This is a genomic window from Ferruginibacter sp. HRS2-29 (assembly GCF_024343615.1).
Classification (GTDB): Bacteria; Bacteroidota; Bacteroidia; order Chitinophagales; family Chitinophagaceae; genus Ferruginibacter.
In genome coordinates this window covers 116,051-137,996 of sequence record NZ_RJUB01000002.1, presented here as the reverse complement: position 1 = coordinate 137,996, position 21,946 = coordinate 116,051, and the positions used below count along the sequence as shown (strand labels likewise).

The following is a 21,946-nucleotide window of genomic DNA, read 5'->3' as shown; positions in this document are numbered from 1 at the left end:
ATACCAATCATTATGATAAAGAAATCCTCTTTTGGCAAAGTGTGGATGCTGGCAATCGCTGCCACATGCTCGCTACAGGCGAATGCGCAGGCCGGGTTCGACACATCTGCAAAGATCAGTGCGCTCATAAAACAGCTTACGCTGGAAGAAAAAGTGAAGATGATACATGCCTCTTCTTCCTTCACATCCGGCGGTGTTCCCCGTCTTGGTATTCCCGAACTGGTGACTTCCGACGGGCCTCACGGCGTAAGGCCCGAGCATGGCCGCGACTGGGAACTCGACAACAACTCCCTCGACAGCGGTACTTATATGCCGGTAGGCGTTTGCCTCGCCGCCACCTGGAACCCAAAGCTGGGTTACGATTTTGGTAGCGTGCTGGGAAGTGAGGCTGCTTTTCGTGGTAAGAATGTGATCCTGGGCCCCGGCATCAATATCATACGCGGGCCACTCAACGGAAGGAATTTCGAATACGAAAGTGAAGATCCGTTCCTGGTGTCAAAAATGTGTGTTGGATATATCAAAGGTGTGCAGGACCAGGGTGTTTCCGCCTGCGTAAAACATTACCTCGCCAACAACCAGGAATCAAAACGTTTTACCATCAATGTTGAAATGAGCGAGCGTGCCTTGCGTGAAATATATATGCCCGGTTTCAAAGCCGCGGTGCAGGAAGCCGGCGTGAATACACTCATGAGTTCTTACAACAAATTCCGCGGGCAATGGGGGTCTCACAGCAACTACCTGCTGGAGCAGGTGCTCAAAAAAGAATGGGGGTTCAAAGGGCTGGTGATGAGCGATTGGAACGCGGTACACAACACCGCCCAGGCTTACTGGAACGGTATGGACCTTGAAATGGGTACCGACCTCGGTATGCTTCCAAACCCCGATTACAGCAAATTCTTCCTCGGCGATACAGTAGTTAAACTGATAAAAGCCGGCAAACTGCCGGAATACCTGCTCGACGAAAAAGTTCGCCGTATCCTGTATGTGATGTTCAAAACAGGAATGATCGATGGCCAGGTAAAAAAAGGTGAATACAATACCAAAGCTCATCAGCAAACTGCATTGAAAGTTGCCGAAGAAGGCATTGTTCTCCTCAAAAATGATAATAACCTGCTTCCGCTCAATAAGAATACAGTAAAATCCATCGCGGTGATCGGGTACAATGCCGACCGCAAGCAATCGATGGGAGGTGGTAGTTCACAGGTTCGTGCGTTTTATGAGATCACCCCCCTGGCGGGATTGAAAACAAATGGCGGAAAAGTGAAGATCAATTACGCCAAAGGATATGATATCGTTCGTGGTGGCGGAGCCGATCAAAAACTGATAGATGAAGCGGTGGCCGCAGCCTCCAAATCGGATGTGGTGGTATTTGTTGGTGGCTGGACGCACGGTTTCAGGTACGATGTTTGGGCTGATAATGCATACGATGCGGAAGATATCGACAAGCAGGATATGAAAATGCCTTTCGGGCAGGATGAACTGCTGAAAGCGGTGATAAAAGCCAATCCTAAGACCGTAGTGGTATTGATGGGCGGCGGAGCGATCGATATGACCCAATGGGTGGATAAAACCCCGGCCGTGTTGCAGGCATGGTACGCCGGACTGGAAGGCGGTAATGCATTGGCAAAGATCATTTATGGTGATGTAAACCCTTCGGGAAAACTGCCGATGAGCTTTCCGAAAAAACTGGAAGACAACCCTTCCTATGCACTTGGGGAATATCCTGGTGATACAGCTCAATCATTGATCGTTCACTACCTGGATGATATTTATGTAGGCTACCGCTATTACGACAAATTCAAAGTAGAGCCCCAGTTTGCTTTTGGTCATGGCCTTTCATACACCAGCTTCGACTACAGCAACCTGAAAATGACTACTGCAGGAAATACGGCACTGGTTTCATTTACCGTAAAAAACACCGGCAAAGTGGCAGGATCGGAAGTGGCCCAGTTATATGTTCACCAGCAAAAATCCCTGCTGCCAAGGCCTGAAAAGGAACTCAAAGGCTTTCAGAAAATAGTCCTGGCTCCGGGAGAAGAAAAGACCGTAACGATCACTTTGAACGAAGATGCTTTTAAATACTTTAACGATGTGAAAAACACCTGGGTGATGGACAACGGTAACTTTGATATCCTCGTAGGAGGCTCATCACGTACCATAAAATTGAACGGCACCATCACTTTATAATTTTATACACCATGAGAAAGACTTTCTTAAATTATTTATTCGTTTCTGCTGCCGCACTGGCGATGGGAATCAGCGGTTGCTCCAAATCTTCGGATGTTGGCGGCGGCACCACCCCTCCCGTAACACCTCCTGTTACCCCACCGGTAACACCTCCTGCAGCTGCTTCCGATGTTGAATACTGGCGCACTTCCGGAGATAAATCCGTGCTGCTGGCCAAACAAACCACAGCGATCAATTTTGTAAGCACCACCAACAGTTCGCCTACTATCACAGTAGATTCTACCGTAAAGTTTCAAACGGTGGACGGATTTGGATACACGCTTACACAAGGCAGCGCTTTTGTGATCAATCAATTGCCGGCTACCACCAAAGCCCAGTTGCTTACCGAACTTTTCGGCAGCGGCGAAGGCAGCATCGGGATAAGTTACCTGCGCATCGGCATTGGCGCTACGGATCTTAGCGGTACCGTTTTTTCTTATAATGATATGCCCGCGGGGCAAACCGATCCCACGCTGGCAAATTTCTCCCTGGCAGACGATGCTACCCATGTGGTTCCTTTGCTGAAAGAGATCCTGGCCATCAACCCCAATATTAAAATACTGGGATCTCCGTGGTCGCCACCGGTGTGGATGAAGATCAATACTACTACTGCAAAAGGCGGTAACCTCAACCCGATCTATTATCAGGCTTACGCCAACTATTTTGTAAAATTCATACAGGCCATGAAGGCCCAGGGTATTACCATCGATGCAATTACGCCACAAAACGAACCGCTCAATGCTGACAATACGCCAAGTCTTTATATGTCTGCTCTGGACCAGGCGGCTTTCATCAAAAACAATCTGGGCCCTGCATTTGCGGCGGCAAACATTACTACCAAGATTATAGCGTACGATCATAATCTGGATCAGATCGTATACCCTATCACTGTGCTGGATGATGCAGGGGCAAGGCCATATGTAGATGGCTCTGCTTTTCATTTATATGGTGGAGATATTTCAAGTATGAGCCTGGTGCACAATGCTTACCCTACCAAAAATGTTTATTTCACCGAGCAATGGACCTCTTCGGCGGGAAGTTTTAAGGACGATCTCAACTGGCACCTCCGCAATGTGATCATAGGCAGTATGCGCAACTGGAGCAAGATAGCGCTGGAGTGGAACCTTGCAAATGATGCCACATTTGGCCCACACACACCGGGTGGCTGTACACAATGTATGGGTGCACTCACTATTTCCGGCAGCTCGATCACCAGGAACGTAGGATATTATATCGTAGCGCAAGCCTCTAAGTTTGTGCCGGCCGGATCTGTGAGGATCATGAGTAACACCGGCAACCTGCAGACGGCAGCCTTCCTTCGCCCGGATGGGAAAAAAGTGCTCATCGTATCGAATGACGCAGCAACGGATCAATCATTCAACATTGGTTATAAAAACAAGATCGGTAATACAACTATTGCGGCAAACTCTGTTGTAACCTATATCTGGTAAAAATATTCGTATGAAAAAAAATAACAGCATGCTCTTAAGTATTTTCGTTTCCCTGCTGGCAATGCTCAGCAGCTGCTCCAAAAGTGGCGATGGCGGTGGTGGTGGCGGTGGAATTGATGCCATACCAAAAGTGAGTGTCGCCGATGTATCCTTCCTGGAAGGCAACTCCGGCACTACCGCTTTTTCATTTGTGGTCAAGCTCGATAAAACTTCCACCGGTACGGTAAGCATTACCTGCGCTACGGCGGATGGAGTGGCAAAGGCAGGGGAAGATTATGCGGCCGCTTCGCAAACCATCAGTTTCGCCCCCGGCGAAAAAGAAAAGACATTCGTGGTGAATGTGAACGGCGATGACCTCAAAGAAGGAAATGAAGATTTTAAAGTGAACCTTACTTCACCGGTTGGTTGCCTGATATCCCGCGGACAGGCCATCGGCACTATCATGAATGAAGACACAAAGATCGTTTTTAATAATACAGGATACGATGCGCCTACCTCTTACCCGGGTTATACCCTGGTTTGGGCCGATGAGTTCAATGGTGCGGCAGTAAACACTGCAGACTGGACTTTTGAAAACGGCGATGGTTGCCCCGGCAACTGTGGCTGGGGAAATAATGAGCTGGAATATTACCAGGCGGCCAATACCACTTTCCAGGATGGAAAAATGGTGATTGAAGCCAGGGCGGAAAATGCCGGTGGAAAAAATTACACTTCTACCAAGATCGTTTCCCGTGATAAACGGAAATTCAAATACGGCAGGATAGATTTCAGGGCATTGCTGCCCAAAAGCCAGGGCATGTGGCCGGCTTTCTGGATGATGCCCAATAATTCCGTGTATGGTGGATGGCCCAAAAGCGGCGAGCTGGATATCATGGAAATGATCGGCAAGCAGCCTTCTACCACCTACGGTACCTTGCATTTTGGTCCCGGGCCCGGAAGCACACAGTTGGGTGGCAACAAATCGTTGACATCAGGAACTTTCAACGACCAGTTTCATGTGTTTTCCATCGAATGGAAACAGGATGAAATTACCTGGCTGCTGGATGGGGTTCCTTTTTCAACCCATACCAAGGCTGAATTTGGCAGCAACATTTATCCTTTCAACGAAGAATTTTTCTTCATCATCAATTTTGCGGTGGGTGGAAACTGGCCGGGTAATCCCGATGCTACTTCCATCATCCCTTCCTGGATGATCGTTGATTATGTAAGAGTATACCAACAATTGTAAGATTTTTTCATATGCGTTTCTTTTAAGGTTTGAACAACCCGGATGTCTATCCGGGTTTTTCTTATCAATCACAGATTAAAAAGGATTACGCGGATTTCGCAGATTGTTTCTTTACCAGGCAAGTCGTACAAATTATTTGTAACATATATCCGTTGAATTTGAGGACTCACTTTTAATCAGCGCTTTTCTTAATTCTTAATTTTTAATTCTTAATTGATTATAGATATTTGCATAGCATGACCAGAAGCTTCCTTTTTTTTGTATTCTTTTTTCTCTCCACAGGAGTTATGGCACAGCTTTGCCAGGGCAGCCTTGGCGACCCTATCGTGAACATCACTTTTGGCGCTGGCAGCAATCCCGGTGCACCGCTTACTTCCGCGGCTACAGGTTATAGCTATACCAATACCGATTGTCCGAACGATGGGAGTTATACCGTTAGAAGCAGCACCACGGCTTGTTTTGGAAACAGCTGGTTTACTTTAGGCAGCGATCACACTGGCGATCCCAATGGTTATTTCATGCTGGTGAATGCATCCATCGATCCCAAAGATTTTTACGTGGAGCAGATCAACGGGCTCTGCGGCAACAGCACTTACGAGTTTGCCGCATGGGTGGCCAATGTGATCCTTCCTTCTTCCTGCGGCGGGTCATCCAACCAGCCCAACCTCACTTTTACCATCGAAAAAACAGATGGCACGGTATTAAAAACCTACAATACGGGTAATATTCCCCCTACTGTTTCGCCTACCTGGACACAATACGGTTTCTTTTTTACCACACCGCCGGCAGGATCCAATATCATTGTGCGAATAAAGAACAACGCTCCTGGTGGCTGCGGGAACGATCTTGCGCTCGATGATATCACTTTCCGCCCCTGCGGCCCCCAGCTTACACCCGCCATTACCGGCGAGCCTTCTACCATCGCGAATATCTGCGAAGGAACGGCGAAGAATTATAATTTCTCCTGCACCGTTTCCGGCGGGTTTTTAGTGCCGGTTTTTCAATGGCAGCAGAGGTTCAATAATGGTGCATGGTCGGATATAGCCGGGCAAACCACCACAACTTTAACACGAAACTTCGCGGCCAACGCCGCACCAGGCATTTATCAATACAGGCTTAATGTGGCCGAAACAGGAAACATGGGTTCGGCTGCCTGCAGGATATCGTCGCAACCGATCACTGTAAATGTGAATGCCAATCCTGTTGCCGCTGCTTCCAGCAACGGGCCTTTATGCGTGGGTGCCAATTTATCCCTCACAGCTTCAGGCGGTACCACCTACAACTGGACAGGCCCGGGCGGATATACTTCTACCGGGAGTCCTTCTGCAAGAAATAATATTCAACTTGCACAGGGAGGTGTTTACAATGTTACTGTAACCAATGCCGCCGGCTGTAAAGCCACGACCAATACAACTGTTGTTGTAAATGCATTGCCGGTAGCTGTGGTTACTTCACCTACGGCTTCCATCTGCACAAAAGACAGTGCACAGTTGGGTGTTTCGGGTGGCATCAGTTACGAGTGGCAACCTTCTGCAGGGCTTTCGTCTACGGTTATAGCCAATCCGAAAGCATCACCGGAGGCTACCACAAAGTATCTGGCTATTGTGAGCAATGCCGCAGGTTGTAAGGATACGGCTACGGTGGATGTAACTGTGTTTGTAAAAGCTTTCGCCAATGCGGGCCCCGATAAATTCCTGGTGGAAGGCCAGACCGTCAACCTTTCGGGCAGCATCGATGGCACTTATCTTCGGTTCAACTGGTCGCCGGCACAGTTCCTGAGTAATCCGCAATCCCTGCAGCCTTCGGTTACGCCCACTACGGATATTACTTATACGCTCACGGTAGAATCGAACAACGGATGCGGCATATCAACCGACGCGGTGGATGTAAAGTTTTATAAAGGCATTTATATCCCAAGTGCCTTTACACCCAATGGCGATGCGATCAATCCTACCTGGAATATTCCGGCACTCAATGCATTTCCCGGTTTTGAACTGAGTGTGTTCAACCGATACGGACAAGTTGTATTTCAAACCAGGAACGCAAATATTGCCTGGAACGGGAAGTTCAAAGGAGAAGATGTTCCGGCAGGCGCATATACTTATGTGATCGATCTCAAAAAAGCACCGGGAATATTAAAAGGTACGGTGTTGGTGCTACGTTGATGCAAACCCCGCAGGGTTTGAAAACCTCCGGGGTTGTAAAACCTGCGGGGTTTATTTAGGGTTATAAATCTTACATTTGCCTCCCGCTTTCGCGGAATCCCGCCTTGACCGCGGTTTTTAACTGATCATTTAACCTTTCATTAACCGTGCTGACAATTATTTTTGCCGCACAAGAACACATTATGAGAAAATTATTAGTGGCTTTCCTTGCACTTACCGCTTCTGTTTCTGCCTTCTCGCAGACGACTACTGAAAAAAAAGATAAAGTTTCTGAAATTGTAAGCCGGGCCGGTGATCACTTCATGCTACAGTTAGCACAGAATATGTGGTCGGGCACTCCAGACAGCATCGACAGCCACATCAAAAGCCTCAACCGCAGTGGAAATGTATACCTTATGCTGAACAAGCCTTTCAAGGGCGACCCACGTTTCAGCGTAGCATTCGGACTTGGTATCGGTACCAATGCCATCTATTTCAAAAATATGAATGTAAATATTGCCAGCACCGCATCGGTCTTGCCATTTGTTGCTACTGACAGTTCCAATCATTATAAAAAATACAAACTGACTACCAGCTATTTGCAGGTACCCGTTGAATTCCGTTTTACAGCAAATCCTGAAAATCCCAATAAATCGCTGAAAGCGGCTATCGGCCTCAAAATAGGTACGTTGCTGAAAGGCGCTACAAAAGGAAAAGACCTTGAAAACAAAGCGGGTACACGTATCGCCAATTCTATCGATAAGGTTTCCAGCAAATCTTATTTCAACAGCACCAACCTGGCTGCTACAGCCCGCGTAGGGTACGGTATTTTCAGCCTGTTTGGTTCTTACAGCCTTACTCCTGTATTTAAAGATGGGGTGGCCCAGGACATCAAAGCAGTGCAGATCGGGCTTACGATAAGCGGTTTATAATTGTTATCAATATTCAAATATTTGCAAAACCATCGATAATCGTCGATGGTTTTTTGTTTGGTGTACTGCAATAACCTAATTTTGCAACTCATCACAGTCACCTCTGCACATGAGCGACGCAATCAAACACGAATGTGGCCTGGCTTTCATTCGTCTCCGGAAACCATTCAGTTTTTACCAACAGAAATATGATTCAGTTTTGTATGGCCTTAATAAGCTATACCTGCTGATGGAAAAACAACACAACCGTGGCCAGGATGGCGCCGGGATCGCTACCATCAAGCTCGATACGGAACCCGGTTATCCGTTTCTTTACCGGCTCCGCAGCAATGCCCCACAGCCTATAGCGGACCTTTTTTCGCAGATCGGCAAAGAGATTGAAGAAGTGGAGAAATACCAGCCGGATATCCGCAACCACCCGGGATTGATGAAGGGGCATATCAATGTGATGGGTGAGGTTTTGCTAGGCCATTTGCGCTACGGCACACAGGGAAAAAACGATGTCAATTTCTGCCATCCCTTCATAAAAAAGAATACCATCCCCAGCCGCAACCTGGCGCTGGCGGGCAACTTCAACCTTGTAAATACAGAAGAACTTTTTGACCTCATCAATATGAGCCCCGGCGAATTCCAATGCCAGAGCGATCTTGCCGCCATGATGGAAGTGGTACACCATTTCCTGGTGAAAGCCGATGAGAACAACGAAGGCGAAATGGATATCGTGAGTGTGTTGAAAAAAGCTGTGCCCTTGTTCGACGGGGGTTTCCACTTCGGTGGCCTAGTGGGTAATGGCGATGGTTTTGTGGTAAGGGATGCGCATGGCATACGCCCTTCTTATTATTATATCAACGAAGATGTGATCGTGGCTGCCAGCGAACGGGCTGCCATTCGCACCGCTTTCAACCTGGAAGAGAACGAAGTACAGGAGCTGATGCCCGGCACCGCATTGATTGCCCGTGCAGATGGCAGTTATACCATCGAGCAGATCGTTCCGGCCAAAGAGCGTAAAGCCTGCAGCTTTGAACGTATCTATTTCAGTCGCGGCAGCGATGAAAAAATATACCGCGAGCGTATTGCACTCGGGTACAACCTCAGCCCGGTTTTGCTGAAGGCTGTGGATTACGATCTGAAAAACACCATTTTCTCGTTCATACCCAATACCGCAGAAACCGCTTTTTACGGAATGATAAAAGGTGCCGAAGATTATCTCAACCAGATAAAGATCGAGCGGATATTGAGCTGGAACAAGGATTTTGATGCCGATAAATTATCGGAAATGGTGAACAGGAAGATCCGTATTGAAAAGATCGCCATCAAGGATGTGAAGCTGCGCACTTTCATTACCGAAGATTCCAGCCGCAACGAAATGGTGCAGCACGTATATGATATCACTTACGGTACCGTGAAAAAAGACCAGGATACGCTGGTGGTGATAGATGACAGCATCGTACGTGGCACTACTTTAAAGGAAAGCATCATCCGTATGCTGAGCAGGCTGAAGCCGAAACGCATCATCATTGTTTCTTCTGCACCGCAGATACGCTACCCGGATTGTTACGGTATCGATATGAGTAAAATGGGCGATTTCATCGCGTTTAAAGCCGCGGTGGAATTACTGAAAGAAAGCGGGCAGGAAAGTTTGCTTACAGAATTACTGGAGAAATGCAAGACATTGCAACGCAATAACCAGCTTCATACCGAAAATATCGTGCGCCAGGTATACAAACCGTTTTCGCTGGAGCAGATATCCGCCAAGATCGCACAACTGATCACGCCGAAAGACATTGATATCCCGGTAGACGTGATTTACCAGACCATTGAAACTTTGCACGAAGCCTGCCCGAATAATAAAGGCGACTGGTACTTCACCGGCAACTACCCTACTCCGGGTGGCAACAAGGTTTGTAATAAAGCTTTTATGAATTATATGGAAGGGAAAAATGTAAGAGGCTATTAATTCAATTACGAATTAAAAATTAAGAATTACGAATGCCTGTTTTATTGGTCATTGGAGCCAAATAATGACCTTACAGAGAAATAATTTTCATACTCCGAACAAACTGCATATTTTCACTATTGACCATTCACTATTCACTATTGACATGCTTTTAAAGATCCTCACTGTAGCCGGCCTTGCCACATTTGAAATTTACGCCGCCATTCCTGCTGGCTTCGCAATGGGGTTGAATCCCTGGGTAATATTTTTTGCCAGCCTTGCGGGCGGATTGGCGGGAGTGTTTATTGCTGTATTCCTCGGCGATAAGATCGAAGCCTTTTTATCAAAATACCGCAAGCCAAAAAAGGAAAAGCCCAAGACCGGGATGGTCTATAAGATCTGGGAGAAATATGGCATCATCGGGCTGGGTTTGCTGGGCACTTTTACCGTAGGGGCACCAATCAGTATTGCGGTAGGTGTTGGTTTTAATGCGCCACTTCATAAAATGATCATCTGGTGCTGCCTGGGGGTATTGGCAAGGGCCGCTATATTTACCGGCATTGGGCATGTAGGAGCTTCCGCTATTTCATAAAAAACAATGAATAAGAAAAAATAGAACACCGGGCATTCCGTAAAACTTTTTCGGGAAAAATATTTATGGCTTATCTTCAATTTAGTCGCGAACTCCGGCAGTTTTCTCTTACACGTTTTCACTTTTGTTATAAGACGAATGGTTCCTTCCAATAGACAGGGCACTCGCTGAAATCAGATTTAAAGAAATATGGGAAACTTTCGAATTAAAGTTTCGAAAAAAACTGTCCACTTTTTTCAAAAAAATTTTTTTGAAAAAAGTGGACAGGGTCTCTCTATTTTGCAAAATCATTTTTTCGCTTATTTACCCTTCCTGGCAAAATTTTCAAATCTCAACAGATTTACACTACCGGGCAAATCCTGTAATAAAAATTAAAAATCTCTTATAATTTCAATAATCCTGCTTTATACAGCATATTCATGGGTTTATTGTCCCAAAAGAGCTCAAAATCTTCCATTTCCCGTGATTCGTAGTCATTTTTTAAATCCTGTAAAGTCAGCGCCTTCTCGTTATAAATACTAATATCAGTTAGTTTTTGTGTGAGCCAGTCCGCCTGCGATCTCAGCATCTGAAACTGCAGGGTTTCTTTTTTTGTCTCAAAATTAAGCGTCGCCATTTCGCGTGAATTGCCCTTTTTACTTTGCGTAAAATAATCCACTTTCGGCTGCTTGCCCAGCCATACAATTTTTGCCGTAGGTTTAAAGCTTAACTCGTCGTCCTGGTTCAATATATTGGCTATATAATCCGGGGGTACTTTCGTTTTGGGGATCTTGAACTCAAACCATTTCTGCAGGTTTTCTTCCAGGCCGATATTATGCATATAATTCAGCAACGATTTTTTGAGGCCAAAACTGAAACTGTCATGATCGGCACCGGTAGGGTCATTGTGTACGATATCATTGTTGGCAAATGTGCCAATGGCTTCCGTTTCTTTTACCACGCTGTATTTTTCAGGATTGAGGCCAACGGGACTATGGGCCGTCATGGCAAACTGGTGCCAGAAAGCCGATTGAAGTACGCCCTGCTGAAACATCTGCCGGATCATTTCCAGGCTGTCGATCGTTTCCTGCGCCGTTTGCGTGGGGAACCCATACATGAGGTAGGCGTGTACCATGATGCCCGCTTCGCTGAAATGCTGGTTTACTTTTGCCACCTGAGCCACCGTGATGCCTTTTTGAATCAGCTGCAGCAGCCGGTCGCCCGCCACTTCCAGCCCACCAGATACCGCGATGCATCCCGAAGCTTTCAGCAGCAGGCACAGGTCGCGGGTGAAGCTTTTTTCAAACCGGATGTTCGTCCACCAGCTTACGGTGAGTTTTCGTTTGATGATCTCTATAGCCAAAGCCCGCATCAGCGCCGGTGGTGCCGCTTCATCCACAAAGTGGAAACCTGTTTGCCCGGTCTGGGCAATCATTTCTTCCATGCGGTTGCACAGCAATTCGGCGGCTATCGGCTCATACAATCTTATATAATCGAGCGAGATATCGCAAAAGGTACATTTGCCCCAGTAACATCCATGCGCCATCGTGAGTTTGTTCCAGCGGCCATCGCTCCACATTTTGTGCATCGGGTTGGCAACTTCTATCGCCGAAATATAACTGTCGAGAAAAAAATCGCTGTAGTCCGGGGTACCCACTTCGCCCTGGCGGTAATCTTTGCAGGATTTATTATTGATGTACTCCAGTTTGCCGTCCAGCATCAAAAATGTACGTTTCAACGCTGTCGCTTCAAGGTTTCCCTGTACATATTTTACCAGGTTTTCAATGGGTGCTTCGCCATCATCCAGGGTGACGAAATCGTAAAACTCAAATACCCTTTCGTCCGACAGCGACCGTAACTCGGTATTGGCAAAACCGCCCCCCATGGCCACTTTGATATGCGGATAGTTTTTCCGGATGTATTGTGCGCATCGCAACGAAGTATACAGGTTTCCGGGAAAAGGAACCGAAAGCGCCACCATTTGAGGCTGTATTTGATTGATCCTTTTTTCTAAAAGATTGATGAGGATGGTGTCTATATAAGTGTAAGGCTGCTGAAGGCTTTCGTACAATTCGTCGAAGCTGTTGGCCGATCTTCCCAGCCTTTCCGCGTAGCGGCTAAAGCCAAAGTGTTCGTCCACACATTCGGCAATGATATCCGAAAGGTCTTCGAGGTACATGGTGGCAATATGTTTGGCCTTATCCTGCGTACCCATGCTGCCGAAAGCCCATTGCAGGTCGTCGAGCTGCGCAAAGCGGCTGGCTTCGGGCAAGAGGTCGCGTTTGCAGATCCTGTCGGCAAGGGTAGCATTTTTTCCCTGTAAAAAAAGGATGGCCGCATCAATCGTTTCGATGTAATCATCTTTCAAAGCCAGCATCCGCTGAGCATTGGCCGACAATTCCTTTCCGGTTTCCGCTATGCGGGAAAACAAGGTGGTGAGCCCTTCTTTACTAAAAAGCGCCAGCGTGACTTCGATACCAAAATCGGCCTGGTAAGATGAAATGCCCCTGGTATTGAGGAACCCCTTCAGGTAGGCCGTGCCGGGGTAAGGGGTATTCAGCTGGGTGAATGGTGGGGTGATAAGGAAGACGGTTGCGCTCAAATGAAAGATTTAAAGTGCAAAATTACTTCTTTATTGCACGAATTAAGCGAATTGCACGAATTTGCAGATTGTCCAAACCCCGGAGGTTTTGAAAACCTCCGGGGTTTTAAAAATTCGCGTAATTAAAAAAATATGAGCCATCGTCTACACCTCAGCAAAGATAAAAAATTTAAAAAAGTAATCGACCAGCAGGAGGAATACATCCTGGAAAAAAGAAATGCGATCCACCTGCGGTTATGCTCTTCCATCATGAGCCAGCAGCTGAGTACCAAAGTGGCCGCGGTGATCTATGCCCGGTTCCTGGCGCTCTTTAACAGGAAAACACCCCCGGCACAGGATATCCTGGCGGTTCCGTTTGATGATTTACGCGGCATCGGGCTCTCCAATGCCAAAGTGCGGTACATACAGAATGTCTGCACGTTTTTCATTGAAAATAAGGTTTCGGATGCGAAGCTGCACAAGATGGAAAATGAAGAGCTGATAGAATTTCTCACCCAGATAAAAGGGATTGGCCGCTGGACTGTGGAGATGATCCTGATGTTCTCTCTGGGCCGTGAAGATGTATTCGCGGTAGACGATCTCGGCATCCAGCAGGCAATGGCGAGGTTGTATAAAATAGATACGGAAGATAAAAAAGCGATGCGGCAACAAATGATTAAAATAGCTGAAAAATGGCGCCCATACCGTACGTATGCCTGCAGGTATTTGTGGAACTGGAAAGATAATGAGCCGAAGAACTGACGACAGGCCACAGGCCACGGACCGCAGACAACAGGCCTTCATTCGTTTTGGCCCCTTTCACTAAGATAGACGGTGGTCCGTCGTCCGTGGTGTCTGTATTATTCGAAGTTGATGAGGCTGCAGATCTCTTCCAAAAATTGCTTATCCGTTTCATCGTAATGATCCAATAATTCGCTATCGGCATCCAGTACACCCACTACTTCTTTGCGGGAGTTGAAAAGCGGCACTACAATTTCCGATCTTGAAAGGCTGCTGCACGCAATATGCCCCGGAAATTTCTCCACATCCGGTACGATCAGGGTACGGGCTTCTGCCCAGCTGGTACCACATACGCCGCGGCCTTTTTTGATACGGGTACAGGCCACCGGCCCCTGGAAAGGACCGAGCACCAGCTCTTCTTTTTTCACCAGGTAAAAGCCTATCCAGAACCAGCCAAACTGTTCTTTCAATGCCCCGGCAACGTTGGCCAGGTTGGCCACCAGGTCTTCTTCGCCTTCCAAGAGGCCTTTTACCTGCGGAATCAAATCCCTGTATTGCTCTTCTTTTGTGCCTTTGCTTATTTGTAAGTCTTCTGCCATCGTGCAAAGGTAAGACCTCCGGGGTTTTCTTACAACCCCGGAGTGTCTGGTGCCAGACGATTATACCCCATTTAGAAATCCACTGATCATCCCCGTTTCAAATCCCTTTTGTAGTAAATATTGCTGCACTTTTTTCTTCTTAATGAAAATATTCTTCTCGGAGCGGAGCGTCTCCAGTTTTGCGCCTGCAAGCTTCCGGAAGGCCTTTTCATAATCTTCCTCTCCTATCGATTGAAGCGCCTTTTTGATATTATATGGGCTTACCCCTTTTTGTTTGAGCTCATAATTGATCTTCACTTTGCCCCATTGCTTCATCCTGAATTTGCCACCGGCAAAAGCAATGGCAAAACGCTCTTCATTCAGGTAATTTTCTTCTATCAGGCTGGAAAGCAATTCTTCCACTTCATTTTTATACAAACCAAAACTGTACAGTTTTTCTTTCACTTCGTAATGGCTGCGCTCCTGGTAGGCACAGTAATGTTTGATCTTTTGGAAAGCTTTTTCGGTTCCTATGTTGAGTGGGCGCATGTGGTCAATAGTGAATAGTCAATAGTCAAAATATGCAGACAGTAAGAATTCTTTGCAGGTTTACCCTACCGCACAGTAAAAGGCAAAATTAGTTTAAAATGCAGGGCCGTTGCAGGCGTGGGGAAGGAAAAAAGAGATTTCGAAATAGAAATACATGCATTATGAGCAAAAAGCCGCGAAGATTTCACTATTGACTATTCACCATTCACTTAAAAAACTTTATCTTGCCGTACTTAAAAGCTTTTACTTTAACAAACAACTTATATGAAGTTTATCGTTTCGTCTTCGGCTTTGCTGAAACAACTGCAACAAATTAGTGGGGTGATCAATGCCAATACCGTTTTGCCGATACTGGAAGATTTTCTTTTTGAGATAGAGAAAAACAAGCTGACCGTAGTGGCTACCGATCTCGAAACCGTGATGAAAGTTCACCTGGATATTGAAGCCAAAGACAGCGGGAAAGTTTGTATCCCTGCAAAGATCCTCCTGGATTCCCTGAAAAATATCGCGGAGCAACCGCTGACTTTCAACATCGATAAAAACTTTGGAGTAGAGATCACCAGCGATAATGGTAAATATAAAGTGATGGGCGAAAACCCGGATAACTTTCCGAAAGAACCTGCCGCTGACGATGCCAATAACTTTACCATGACTTCTTCTGCATTGGTAACCGCTATCAACAAAGCGATCTTTGCCGTAAGCAACGACGATCTTCGTCCGGCTATGACAGGGGTGTTTTTTGAACTTGATAAAAAAGGCATCAGCTTCGTGGCTACCGATGCTCACAGGCTGGTAAAATTTACCCGCACGGATGTGGCTTGCCCGCAAAAAGATTCTTTCATCGTTCCTAAAAAACCGCTGAACCTTTTGAAAAGCGCTTTGCCGGATAATGAAGATGAACTGAATATTTCTTACAACAGCAACCATCTTTTTGTAAAGCATGGCGGAACCGAACTGGTGTGCCGGCTGATCGATGCCCGTTTCCCGGATTATAAAGTGGTGATCCCGGTTGACAACCCGTACAAGATGACTGTTAACCGCAGCGACTTCCAGAGCGCTTTGCGCCGTGTAAGCGTGTTCAGTAATAAAAGTACCAACCAGGTGGCTTTGAGCATCAGCGGAAGCGAGCTCCAGCTTGCCTCCCAGGATGTTGACTTCAGTTTTGAAGGTAACGAGCGCATGGCTTGCCAGTACGATGGCGAAGATCTGCAGATTGCATTCAACGCAAAATTCCTGATCGAAATGCTCAATGGCGCCAGCACCGAAGAGATCATTGTAGAGTTGAGTACGCCTACAAAAGCAGGCATCATCAAACCAAGCGAGCAGGAAGAAAACGAAGAACTGCTGATGCTGGTGATGCCGTTGATGTTGAACAACTAGGCAGTGAATGGTGAATAGTCAATAGTGAAAATATGCAGTTTGTCCGGAGGATGAATATTATTTCTCTGCCAAAGTTATTAAGAAAATAATTCGTAATTCGTAATTCGTAATTTGAAAAAACTAAATCGCCCTTTCAAGACTTGAAAGGGCGATTTAGTTTTTATGTCAAATGCTTTATTAGTTCTTACGTTGGTTCACCACCACATCGTCTACTACCCTTGTGATCTTATTGATCTGGTAGACTTGTTTTGTTTTATTCTTTGCAGAATAAACGTAGAGGTTCAGGTTGATCTCTGTTTCGTTGGTATCCAGCTGTATTTTTTTGGTGAAGCTGGTTTCTTTGATCTTCTGTGTGTACAATACATCTCCTGCTTCGTTTTCCAATACCAGGGTAAGGTCGTCTGCTGAAGCGTTGTTAAGGTCTACCTGGAAAAGTGGCTGTGCATTCACCGTGCCGAGGTAAGTAACTACCAATGGTTTTTCTACGGTGTCTTCGCCTGGAGTGCCTGCTGATACCGGGTTTGATACTAATGCTACCGCTGCAAAAACGATGGCGATAAAACGTGCTGCTTTAAAATAAGTTGCTTTCATAATAATTTTAATTTTCATGGTTAATAATATGTCTATCATTTCTAACGGAGGCGATCGAATGAAATACTCAGATGGTAGGCAAAAGAAGAGAAGTAGAAGTGATATGCTGTAGTAAATTTTTTACTAAGAACAGCTTCAATTACTTTGATAGAACAAAAGTACGTCGCCTTTTTTCGGCTTGCAACACAAGTTTTAAAAGGATTTATTATGGCAAAACTTGTGTATAATTTCTGAAACCCTTTACAGTAAAGGGTTTCAGCGAACGGGAAAACCTATGCCCAAGGAAAAAAACGGGGTGGGCGTTAACAATTTGGCAACAATAGTCAATAGAGAATGGTCAATAGTGAAAATAGGAGGGTTTGTGCAGAGAAAGGAAGTTCTTCCTATGCGAAGTGTCATTCTTAATTTTTAATTCTTAATTGATCAAAGCGCTCAGCATTTCATCCGCAACGAGTTGATTGCCCACTTCGTTCAGGTGGACCTTATCGGTAGTCAATATTCCCGATTCTTTATTTTCGGGATTGTGTTCTTTTTCATATTGCATAAAGATCCTGCGGAGGTCTACCAGCTTGCAATTATATTCTTTTGATAATTTTCTTATTACATCGCTGTAAGCATCCAGGTCTTTATCCTGTGTATTGGTGCCATCATGCTTTTCACCAATAACGGCCGGGGTTGTAACGATCACCTGGATCTTTTGCGCCTGTAATTTTTTTATGATTGCAACATAAAATTTTTCGTACTTATCAAGATCGGTTCCTGTGCCCCAGGATTTATGCCATACATCATTCACACCTTCCCAGATCACTACTGTGTTTGGCTTTTTATCCAGCACATCTTCGGGCATACGGAGATAAAGGTCATATATCTTGTTGCCGCCAATGCCCGCGCCCAGCAGCTCGAATTTATCCTGCAACCCTTTTTTCTGCAGGTCGTTTTTCAGGCGATCGATATAACCTCCTTTGTCAATCCCCATCTGTGTGATGGAATCACCAAAGAAAATCACTTTATTCTTTTTTGCATGGGTCATAGCAAGTGTTGCGATCATAAATGTAACAACAGAAATGGTGAGGATAATTTTCATATGCAAAGTTTTACATTCGTGTAAATGCGGTTACTATTTTATTTTTTTGATATAATCGGCAATTAACTTCCACGTACTTTCATCGGTATCAAAAACTGCATTCAATCCCTGTTCTTCCATCGGTGGGTCTCCAAGCAGGTCTTCGCCTTTTTGCCAGAGCGGTTGTTTGTACGACGGACGGCCCGCACCACCAAGTGCCCAGAAGTTGGCTCCCTGTATAACCCCTCCCTTTTTTATGTTTTCCAGCAACTGGTCAAATATGAAAGCATAATATTGATCGCGGCTGTTGGTGGTGGATGTAAGCAAAAACGAATGCTGATCACGGGGCAACCCAAACTCTTCTATCACCATCGGTTTTTTTATTTTACGCATCACTGCTTCATGGCGATCAATGAAGTTGCGGCTATTTTTGTAAATGGTATCCCGGCTTTTGGTAATACTTGTATCGCTGAACCAGCCCCAGTTTTTTGGCCAGATATGTATGGTGGCATAGTCGATATATTTACTGTCGTGGAGTGCAATGAAATTCGCCATGCCTTCCGTCCCAATATCACCTTCCATGCCTGTAGTGACCAGGTGATTTTTATCCAGTGTTTTGATCAGTTCAGACGTGGAAAATATCCAATGTTGATATTCCCTGTATGCCCCGGGGCGCATCGGCCTTGGCTCATTGGCCAGTTCCCAGCTCATGATAGAGGGGTCGTCGGCATATTTTTGTCCGGTGATACTGTTGGTACGCTGCACGATCATTTGCAGCACTTTTTTTTGCTGCTCTATGCAAGGTTTACATCCGTAAAATTTGCTCGTATAATCCCTTTGCTCATCCCAGGTAAGCTTGCGCCGCATAACGCTGTCGGGCAGCAATCCGTTCCAGTTGAGGTACTGCAAAAAACCACCACTCCATTCCCAGTTGTTGGAAAGATATAGTACCGCTTTCATATGGCGCCGACTCATTTCCGCCAGCAAAAAATCCAGGGCTTTCAGCAGCGTGGTATCATATTTACCTTTCTCCTGCTGAAAGGCGGGTTGAACCCGCTCCACTCCACTGATCAACCCGGAGCCTTCGGCAACGGCCATCACCCTCAGGTTGTCAACACCATGGGCAATCAAAAAATCCAGTTCTTTAACAATGCGTGCTTTACCAGCTTCCGTAGTGCCCAATATACCGGCAAACCAATAATTGGCGCCAATGAAACGATAAGGTTTTCCTTCAATAGTGAATTTCCCGTCGTGTGCTTTTACGAAAGAAGATTGTTGTGCCTGCGCAGAAAAAACAACAGTCGGTAAAAAAAGGATGAGGAAAAACTTACGGGCCATGGCATTTTTATGAACGATCAAATTAGTACAAATTTTTCAACCTTATCAATTTTATATGAGTTGACCACTCCAGTGAGTTGTCAACTCATAGCAGTAGTCAACCCGAAGTTAAGGGACTGCGAACTGGTTAACATTTTCCATCGGTAACGTTCTCGTAGAAAAATCCCTATGCCATTAGCCAATTGAGTATTTTTATTACATGAAGACAATCAACATCCTTTCGATATTTTCTATTTGTTTGCTGCTATCATTTTCGTTGCAAGCGCAATCTTCAGACAGCACAAAACTGCTTCAGCTAAATCAGCAAATAGATAATTTTGTGGTACAAAAAGATACCAGCTTATTGAAAACGCTTTATGCCGATGACTTTGTTTTCAGCCATGGCTCAGGAAATATTGACAACAAGGCTTCGTGGCTGAAGTCGGTGGCCAAAGGCGGTTTCACTACGCGTGAGCATGATTCGGTAAAGGTAGAGTTACATCCCGGCGTCGCCATCCTGCGGGGAAGACTTTCGGTACAGAAAAAATCAGCAGCCAGAACCGATAATTATTTTTTGAAGTACGTACGGGTATATGCGATGCGGAAAGAGGCTTGGGAAATGGTTTCGCATTTTACTTTTTATGAAGAACACGAAAAGTCAATAGTGAATAGTCAATAGTCAAACCTTTGAAGTTTATACGTTTATCAAAGTTTCTTATTATACAAAATTTCGAAATGGACGACATTAAATAATTTGTGTAACCTTCGAAGGTTTTACCATTGACTATTCACTATTCACCATCACAGAAAATATTTATTTTCCGCAATCAGCTTATCCGCGATCCTTCTCCTCGCATCTTTACTATTGAACGGAGCGGCTTTGGTAAAGCGTTTCAGGCCAAGCAACATCATTCGTTGTTCGTCGCCGTCGGCAAATGCGTTGATGGCTTCTTTACCGGCTTTGTTTACTTTATCCACTGCATCATTGAGATAGCAGCGCATGATATCGATCTGGATGGATACCGCTTCTTCTCCTTTATACGCCAGTTTCATCACCCGAAGCAAAGCGCTCTCTGCATGAAAAACCTGTATGGCCATATCAGCTATGTTCATCAGTATTTCCTGTTCGTTGCTAAGGCTCATCATCAGTTTTTGAACGGCAGCACCGGCAGTCATCAGGATCGCCTTTTTCATGTTCACGATCGTTTTCAATTCAGCAGCAAATGCGCCTTCATCTTCACTACCAAAATCCGGGATGCTCATCAGCTCTTTAGACACTTTCATCGCAGGCCCCATCAGGTCCAGCTTGCCTTTCATGGCACGTTTCAGCATCATGTCTACCGTAAGCAGGCGATTGATCTCGTTTGTTCCTTCGTAGATACGGTTGATGCGGCTGTCGCGGTAAGCACGGCTGATCATATATTCATCACTGAACCCGTTACCGCCATGTATCTGCACCCCTTCATCTACAATAAAATCCAGCACTTCACTACCATCCACTTTCAGGATCGCACATTCGATCGCAAATTCTTCTGCCGCTCCAAGCAATGCTTCGTTGAAAGGTTTGCCCGCCGCCTGTAATTCTACTTCCTTATCGTCGATCCATTTACTGGTACGGTATAAGGCGCTTTCGCCCACCCAGATGCGGATAGCCCCTTCGGCGAGTTTATGTTTGATAGCGCCAAAATTGGCGATCGCAGTTTTAAATTGTTCGCGGGTATTGGCGTATTCAACCGTAGTGGTCAACGCCATCTTCGCGCCGCCCAACGCTGCTGCGCAAAGCTTCAGCCTTCCGATGTTGAGGATGTTGAAAGCAATGATATGCCCCTTGCCCACTTCGCCCAGCAGGTTTTCTACCGGTACTTTACAATCCTGGAAATAGAGCTGAACAGTTGATGAACCTTTGATGCCCATCTTGTGTTCTTCCGGACCTTGTGTAAATCCTTCAAAACCACGCTCCACGATAAAGCCGGTAAATTTATCACCATCCACTTTTGCAAACACCGTGTATACATCCGCAAAACCGCCATTGGTGATCCAGCATTTTTGTCCGTTGAGGATATAATGTTTTCCATCTTCACTCAGCACTGCTGTACTTTTTGCACCCAATGCATCACTGCCGCTATTAGGCTCGGTAAGTCCGTAAGCGCCTTTCCATTCGCCGGTTGCCAGCTTGGGAATATATTTTTGTTTTTGTTCTTCTGTTCCAAAATAAAGGATCGGCAATGTACCGATACCGGTATGTGCCGCTACGGCTACACTAAATGAGTAACCCCCTCCAAGCCCTTCATTCACCAGGGTTGAGGTAATGAAATCTTTTCCCAGGCCATTCAGTTCTTCAGGAATGGAGGCGCCCAATAAACCCTGCTCGCCGGCTTTCACCATCAGCGAAGGCATGAGCCCTTCTTCCATCTTGTCGATCCGGTCTATCACCGGCAATACTTCGGAGTTGAGAAACTGAAGGCACATTTCTTTTACCATCTTCTGCTCCTCGTTAAAATCTTCGGGCGTGTAGGTGTCAAATGCGCTGCTTTCTTTGATCAGCCATTCACCGCCTTTCAGCAAATTGGCTGTTGTGGATGTTGTTGTGCTCATTGATTTAATTTTACCCCCAGCCCCTAAAGGGGAGCCAGAGCGTTATTATTTAAAATTTATTCT

17 protein-coding genes are annotated in these 21,946 nt (G+C 45.8%); 10 read left to right on the top strand and 7 right to left on the bottom strand.

Translation table 11 applies throughout. The annotated features are described in order from the left end of the window. The first annotated feature begins 12 nt into the window (after positions 1–12). The 7 genes from EGI32_RS01500 to EGI32_RS01470 all read left to right on the top strand — a co-directional run bounded on the left by EGI32_RS01500 (position 13) and on the right by EGI32_RS01470 (position 10,509). Positions 13–2,187: a glycoside hydrolase family 3 C-terminal domain-containing protein gene (locus EGI32_RS01500; RefSeq protein WP_255153587.1), complete on the top strand. Its 2,175-nt coding sequence runs from the start codon at positions 13–15 to the stop codon at positions 2,185–2,187. A gap of 11 nt (positions 2,188–2,198) precedes the next feature. After that, positions 2,199–3,677 (top strand): glycoside hydrolase family 30 beta sandwich domain-containing protein, encoded by a 1,479-nt coding sequence (locus EGI32_RS01495; RefSeq protein ID WP_255153586.1) that lies wholly within the window; start codon positions 2,199–2,201, stop codon positions 3,675–3,677. A 10-nt stretch (positions 3,678–3,687) separates the two neighbouring features. Then, complete coding sequence (locus EGI32_RS01490) at positions 3,688–4,905, top strand: family 16 glycosylhydrolase (RefSeq protein WP_255153585.1); 1,218 nt, start codon at positions 3,688–3,690, stop codon at positions 4,903–4,905. Between the two features lie 236 nt (positions 4,906–5,141). Further along, positions 5,142–7,070 carry a gliding motility-associated C-terminal domain-containing protein gene (locus EGI32_RS01485; RefSeq protein ID WP_255153584.1) on the top strand — a complete coding sequence of 643 codons (1,929 nt, stop codon included), beginning with the start codon at positions 5,142–5,144 and terminating at the stop codon, positions 7,068–7,070. Between the two features lie 182 nt (positions 7,071–7,252). Further along, entirely contained in the window at positions 7,253–7,981 is a 729-nt protein-coding gene (locus tag EGI32_RS01480; protein ID WP_255153583.1) for an outer membrane beta-barrel protein, read from the top strand. 109 nt (positions 7,982–8,090) lie between these two features. Continuing rightward, positions 8,091–9,938: an amidophosphoribosyltransferase gene (locus EGI32_RS01475; RefSeq protein WP_255153582.1), complete on the top strand. Its 1,848-nt coding sequence runs from the start codon at positions 8,091–8,093 to the stop codon at positions 9,936–9,938. Between the two features lie 145 nt (positions 9,939–10,083). Beyond that, the gene (locus tag EGI32_RS01470; protein WP_255153581.1) at positions 10,084–10,509 is read left to right on the top strand and encodes a small multi-drug export protein; all 426 of its coding nucleotides are present in this window, start codon (positions 10,084–10,086) and stop codon (positions 10,507–10,509) included. Positions 10,510–10,891: 382 nt separating this feature from the next. Here EGI32_RS01470 and EGI32_RS01465 read toward each other — a convergent pair whose 3' ends face one another. Next, positions 10,892–13,090: a radical SAM protein gene (locus EGI32_RS01465; RefSeq protein ID WP_255153580.1), complete on the bottom strand. Its 2,199-nt coding sequence runs from the start codon at positions 13,088–13,090 to the stop codon at positions 10,892–10,894. Between the two features lie 132 nt (positions 13,091–13,222). On the opposite strand from EGI32_RS01465, the gene EGI32_RS01460 reads away from it, so the two are divergent. Continuing rightward, positions 13,223–13,831 (top strand): DNA-3-methyladenine glycosylase, encoded by a 609-nt coding sequence (locus EGI32_RS01460; protein ID WP_255153579.1) that lies wholly within the window; start codon positions 13,223–13,225, stop codon positions 13,829–13,831. A 98-nt stretch (positions 13,832–13,929) separates the two neighbouring features. Here the strand turns inward: EGI32_RS01460 and EGI32_RS01455 are convergent, their stop codons facing one another. Continuing rightward, on the bottom strand, positions 13,930–14,409 hold the full coding sequence (locus EGI32_RS01455) for a GAF domain-containing protein (protein WP_255153578.1): 480 nt from the start codon (positions 14,407–14,409) through the stop codon (positions 13,930–13,932). Between the two features lie 60 nt (positions 14,410–14,469). Continuing rightward, positions 14,470–14,937: a regulatory protein RecX gene (locus tag EGI32_RS01450; RefSeq protein ID WP_255153577.1), complete on the bottom strand. Its 468-nt coding sequence runs from the start codon at positions 14,935–14,937 to the stop codon at positions 14,470–14,472. Positions 14,938–15,201: 264 nt separating this feature from the next. Here EGI32_RS01450 and dnaN point away from each other — a divergent pair, with 264 nt between their 5' ends. Next, the gene (dnaN, locus tag EGI32_RS01445; RefSeq protein WP_255153576.1) at positions 15,202–16,317 is read left to right on the top strand and encodes a DNA polymerase III subunit beta; all 1,116 of its coding nucleotides are present in this window, start codon (positions 15,202–15,204) and stop codon (positions 16,315–16,317) included. 177 nt (positions 16,318–16,494) lie between these two features. Here dnaN and EGI32_RS01440 read toward each other — a convergent pair whose 3' ends face one another. From EGI32_RS01440 to EGI32_RS01430, 3 genes are all read right to left on the bottom strand, one after another. Continuing rightward, the gene (locus EGI32_RS01440; RefSeq protein ID WP_255153575.1) at positions 16,495–16,908 is read right to left on the bottom strand and encodes a hypothetical protein; all 414 of its coding nucleotides are present in this window, start codon (positions 16,906–16,908) and stop codon (positions 16,495–16,497) included. Between the two features lie 415 nt (positions 16,909–17,323). After that, a complete protein-coding gene (locus EGI32_RS01435) occupies positions 17,324–17,992 on the bottom strand; it encodes an SGNH/GDSL hydrolase family protein (RefSeq protein ID WP_255153574.1) in 669 nt (222 codons plus the stop codon). Positions 17,993–18,025: 33 nt separating this feature from the next. Next, complete coding sequence (locus EGI32_RS01430; protein WP_255153573.1) at positions 18,026–19,330, bottom strand: beta-mannosidase; 1,305 nt, start codon at positions 19,328–19,330, stop codon at positions 18,026–18,028. Positions 19,331–19,508: 178 nt separating this feature from the next. Here EGI32_RS01430 and EGI32_RS01425 point away from each other — a divergent pair, with 178 nt between their 5' ends. Next, positions 19,509–19,967, top strand: a complete 459-nt coding sequence (locus EGI32_RS01425; RefSeq protein ID WP_255153572.1) for a nuclear transport factor 2 family protein — start codon at positions 19,509–19,511, stop codon at positions 19,965–19,967. A 122-nt stretch (positions 19,968–20,089) separates the two neighbouring features. Here EGI32_RS01425 and EGI32_RS01420 read toward each other — a convergent pair whose 3' ends face one another. Then, positions 20,090–21,883, bottom strand: a complete 1,794-nt coding sequence (locus tag EGI32_RS01420; RefSeq protein ID WP_255153571.1) for an acyl-CoA dehydrogenase family protein — start codon at positions 21,881–21,883, stop codon at positions 20,090–20,092. Positions 21,884–21,946: the final 63 nt, after the last annotated feature.

Bases quoted from the DNA above. Each gene is read 5' to 3' on its own strand.
- EGI32_RS01500 (WP_255153587.1), top strand. From the start codon at position 13: ATGATAAAGAAATCCTCTTTTGGCAAAGTGTGGATGCTGGCAATCGCT.
- EGI32_RS01495 (WP_255153586.1), top strand. From the start codon at position 2,199: ATGAGAAAGACTTTCTTAAATTATTTATTCGTTTCTGCTGCCGCACTG.
- EGI32_RS01490 (WP_255153585.1), top strand. From the start codon at position 3,688: ATGAAAAAAAATAACAGCATGCTCTTAAGTATTTTCGTTTCCCTGCTG.
- EGI32_RS01485 (WP_255153584.1), top strand. From the start codon at position 5,142: ATGACCAGAAGCTTCCTTTTTTTTGTATTCTTTTTTCTCTCCACAGGA.
- EGI32_RS01480 (WP_255153583.1), top strand. From the start codon at position 7,253: ATGAGAAAATTATTAGTGGCTTTCCTTGCACTTACCGCTTCTGTTTCT.
- EGI32_RS01475 (WP_255153582.1), top strand. From the start codon at position 8,091: ATGAGCGACGCAATCAAACACGAATGTGGCCTGGCTTTCATTCGTCTC.
- EGI32_RS01470 (WP_255153581.1), top strand. From the start codon at position 10,084: ATGCTTTTAAAGATCCTCACTGTAGCCGGCCTTGCCACATTTGAAATT.
- EGI32_RS01460 (WP_255153579.1), top strand. From the start codon at position 13,223: ATGAGCCATCGTCTACACCTCAGCAAAGATAAAAAATTTAAAAAAGTA.
- EGI32_RS01455 (WP_255153578.1), bottom strand. From the start codon at position 14,409: ATGGCAGAAGACTTACAAATAAGCAAAGGCACAAAAGAAGAGCAATAC.
- EGI32_RS01450 (WP_255153577.1), bottom strand. From the start codon at position 14,937: ATGCGCCCACTCAACATAGGAACCGAAAAAGCTTTCCAAAAGATCAAA.
- dnaN (WP_255153576.1), top strand. From the start codon at position 15,202: ATGAAGTTTATCGTTTCGTCTTCGGCTTTGCTGAAACAACTGCAACAA.
- EGI32_RS01440 (WP_255153575.1), bottom strand. From the start codon at position 16,908: ATGAAAGCAACTTATTTTAAAGCAGCACGTTTTATCGCCATCGTTTTT.
- EGI32_RS01435 (WP_255153574.1), bottom strand. From the start codon at position 17,992: ATGAAAATTATCCTCACCATTTCTGTTGTTACATTTATGATCGCAACA.
- EGI32_RS01425 (WP_255153572.1), top strand. From the start codon at position 19,509: ATGAAGACAATCAACATCCTTTCGATATTTTCTATTTGTTTGCTGCTA.
- EGI32_RS01420 (WP_255153571.1), bottom strand. From the start codon at position 21,883: ATGAGCACAACAACATCCACAACAGCCAATTTGCTGAAAGGCGGTGAA.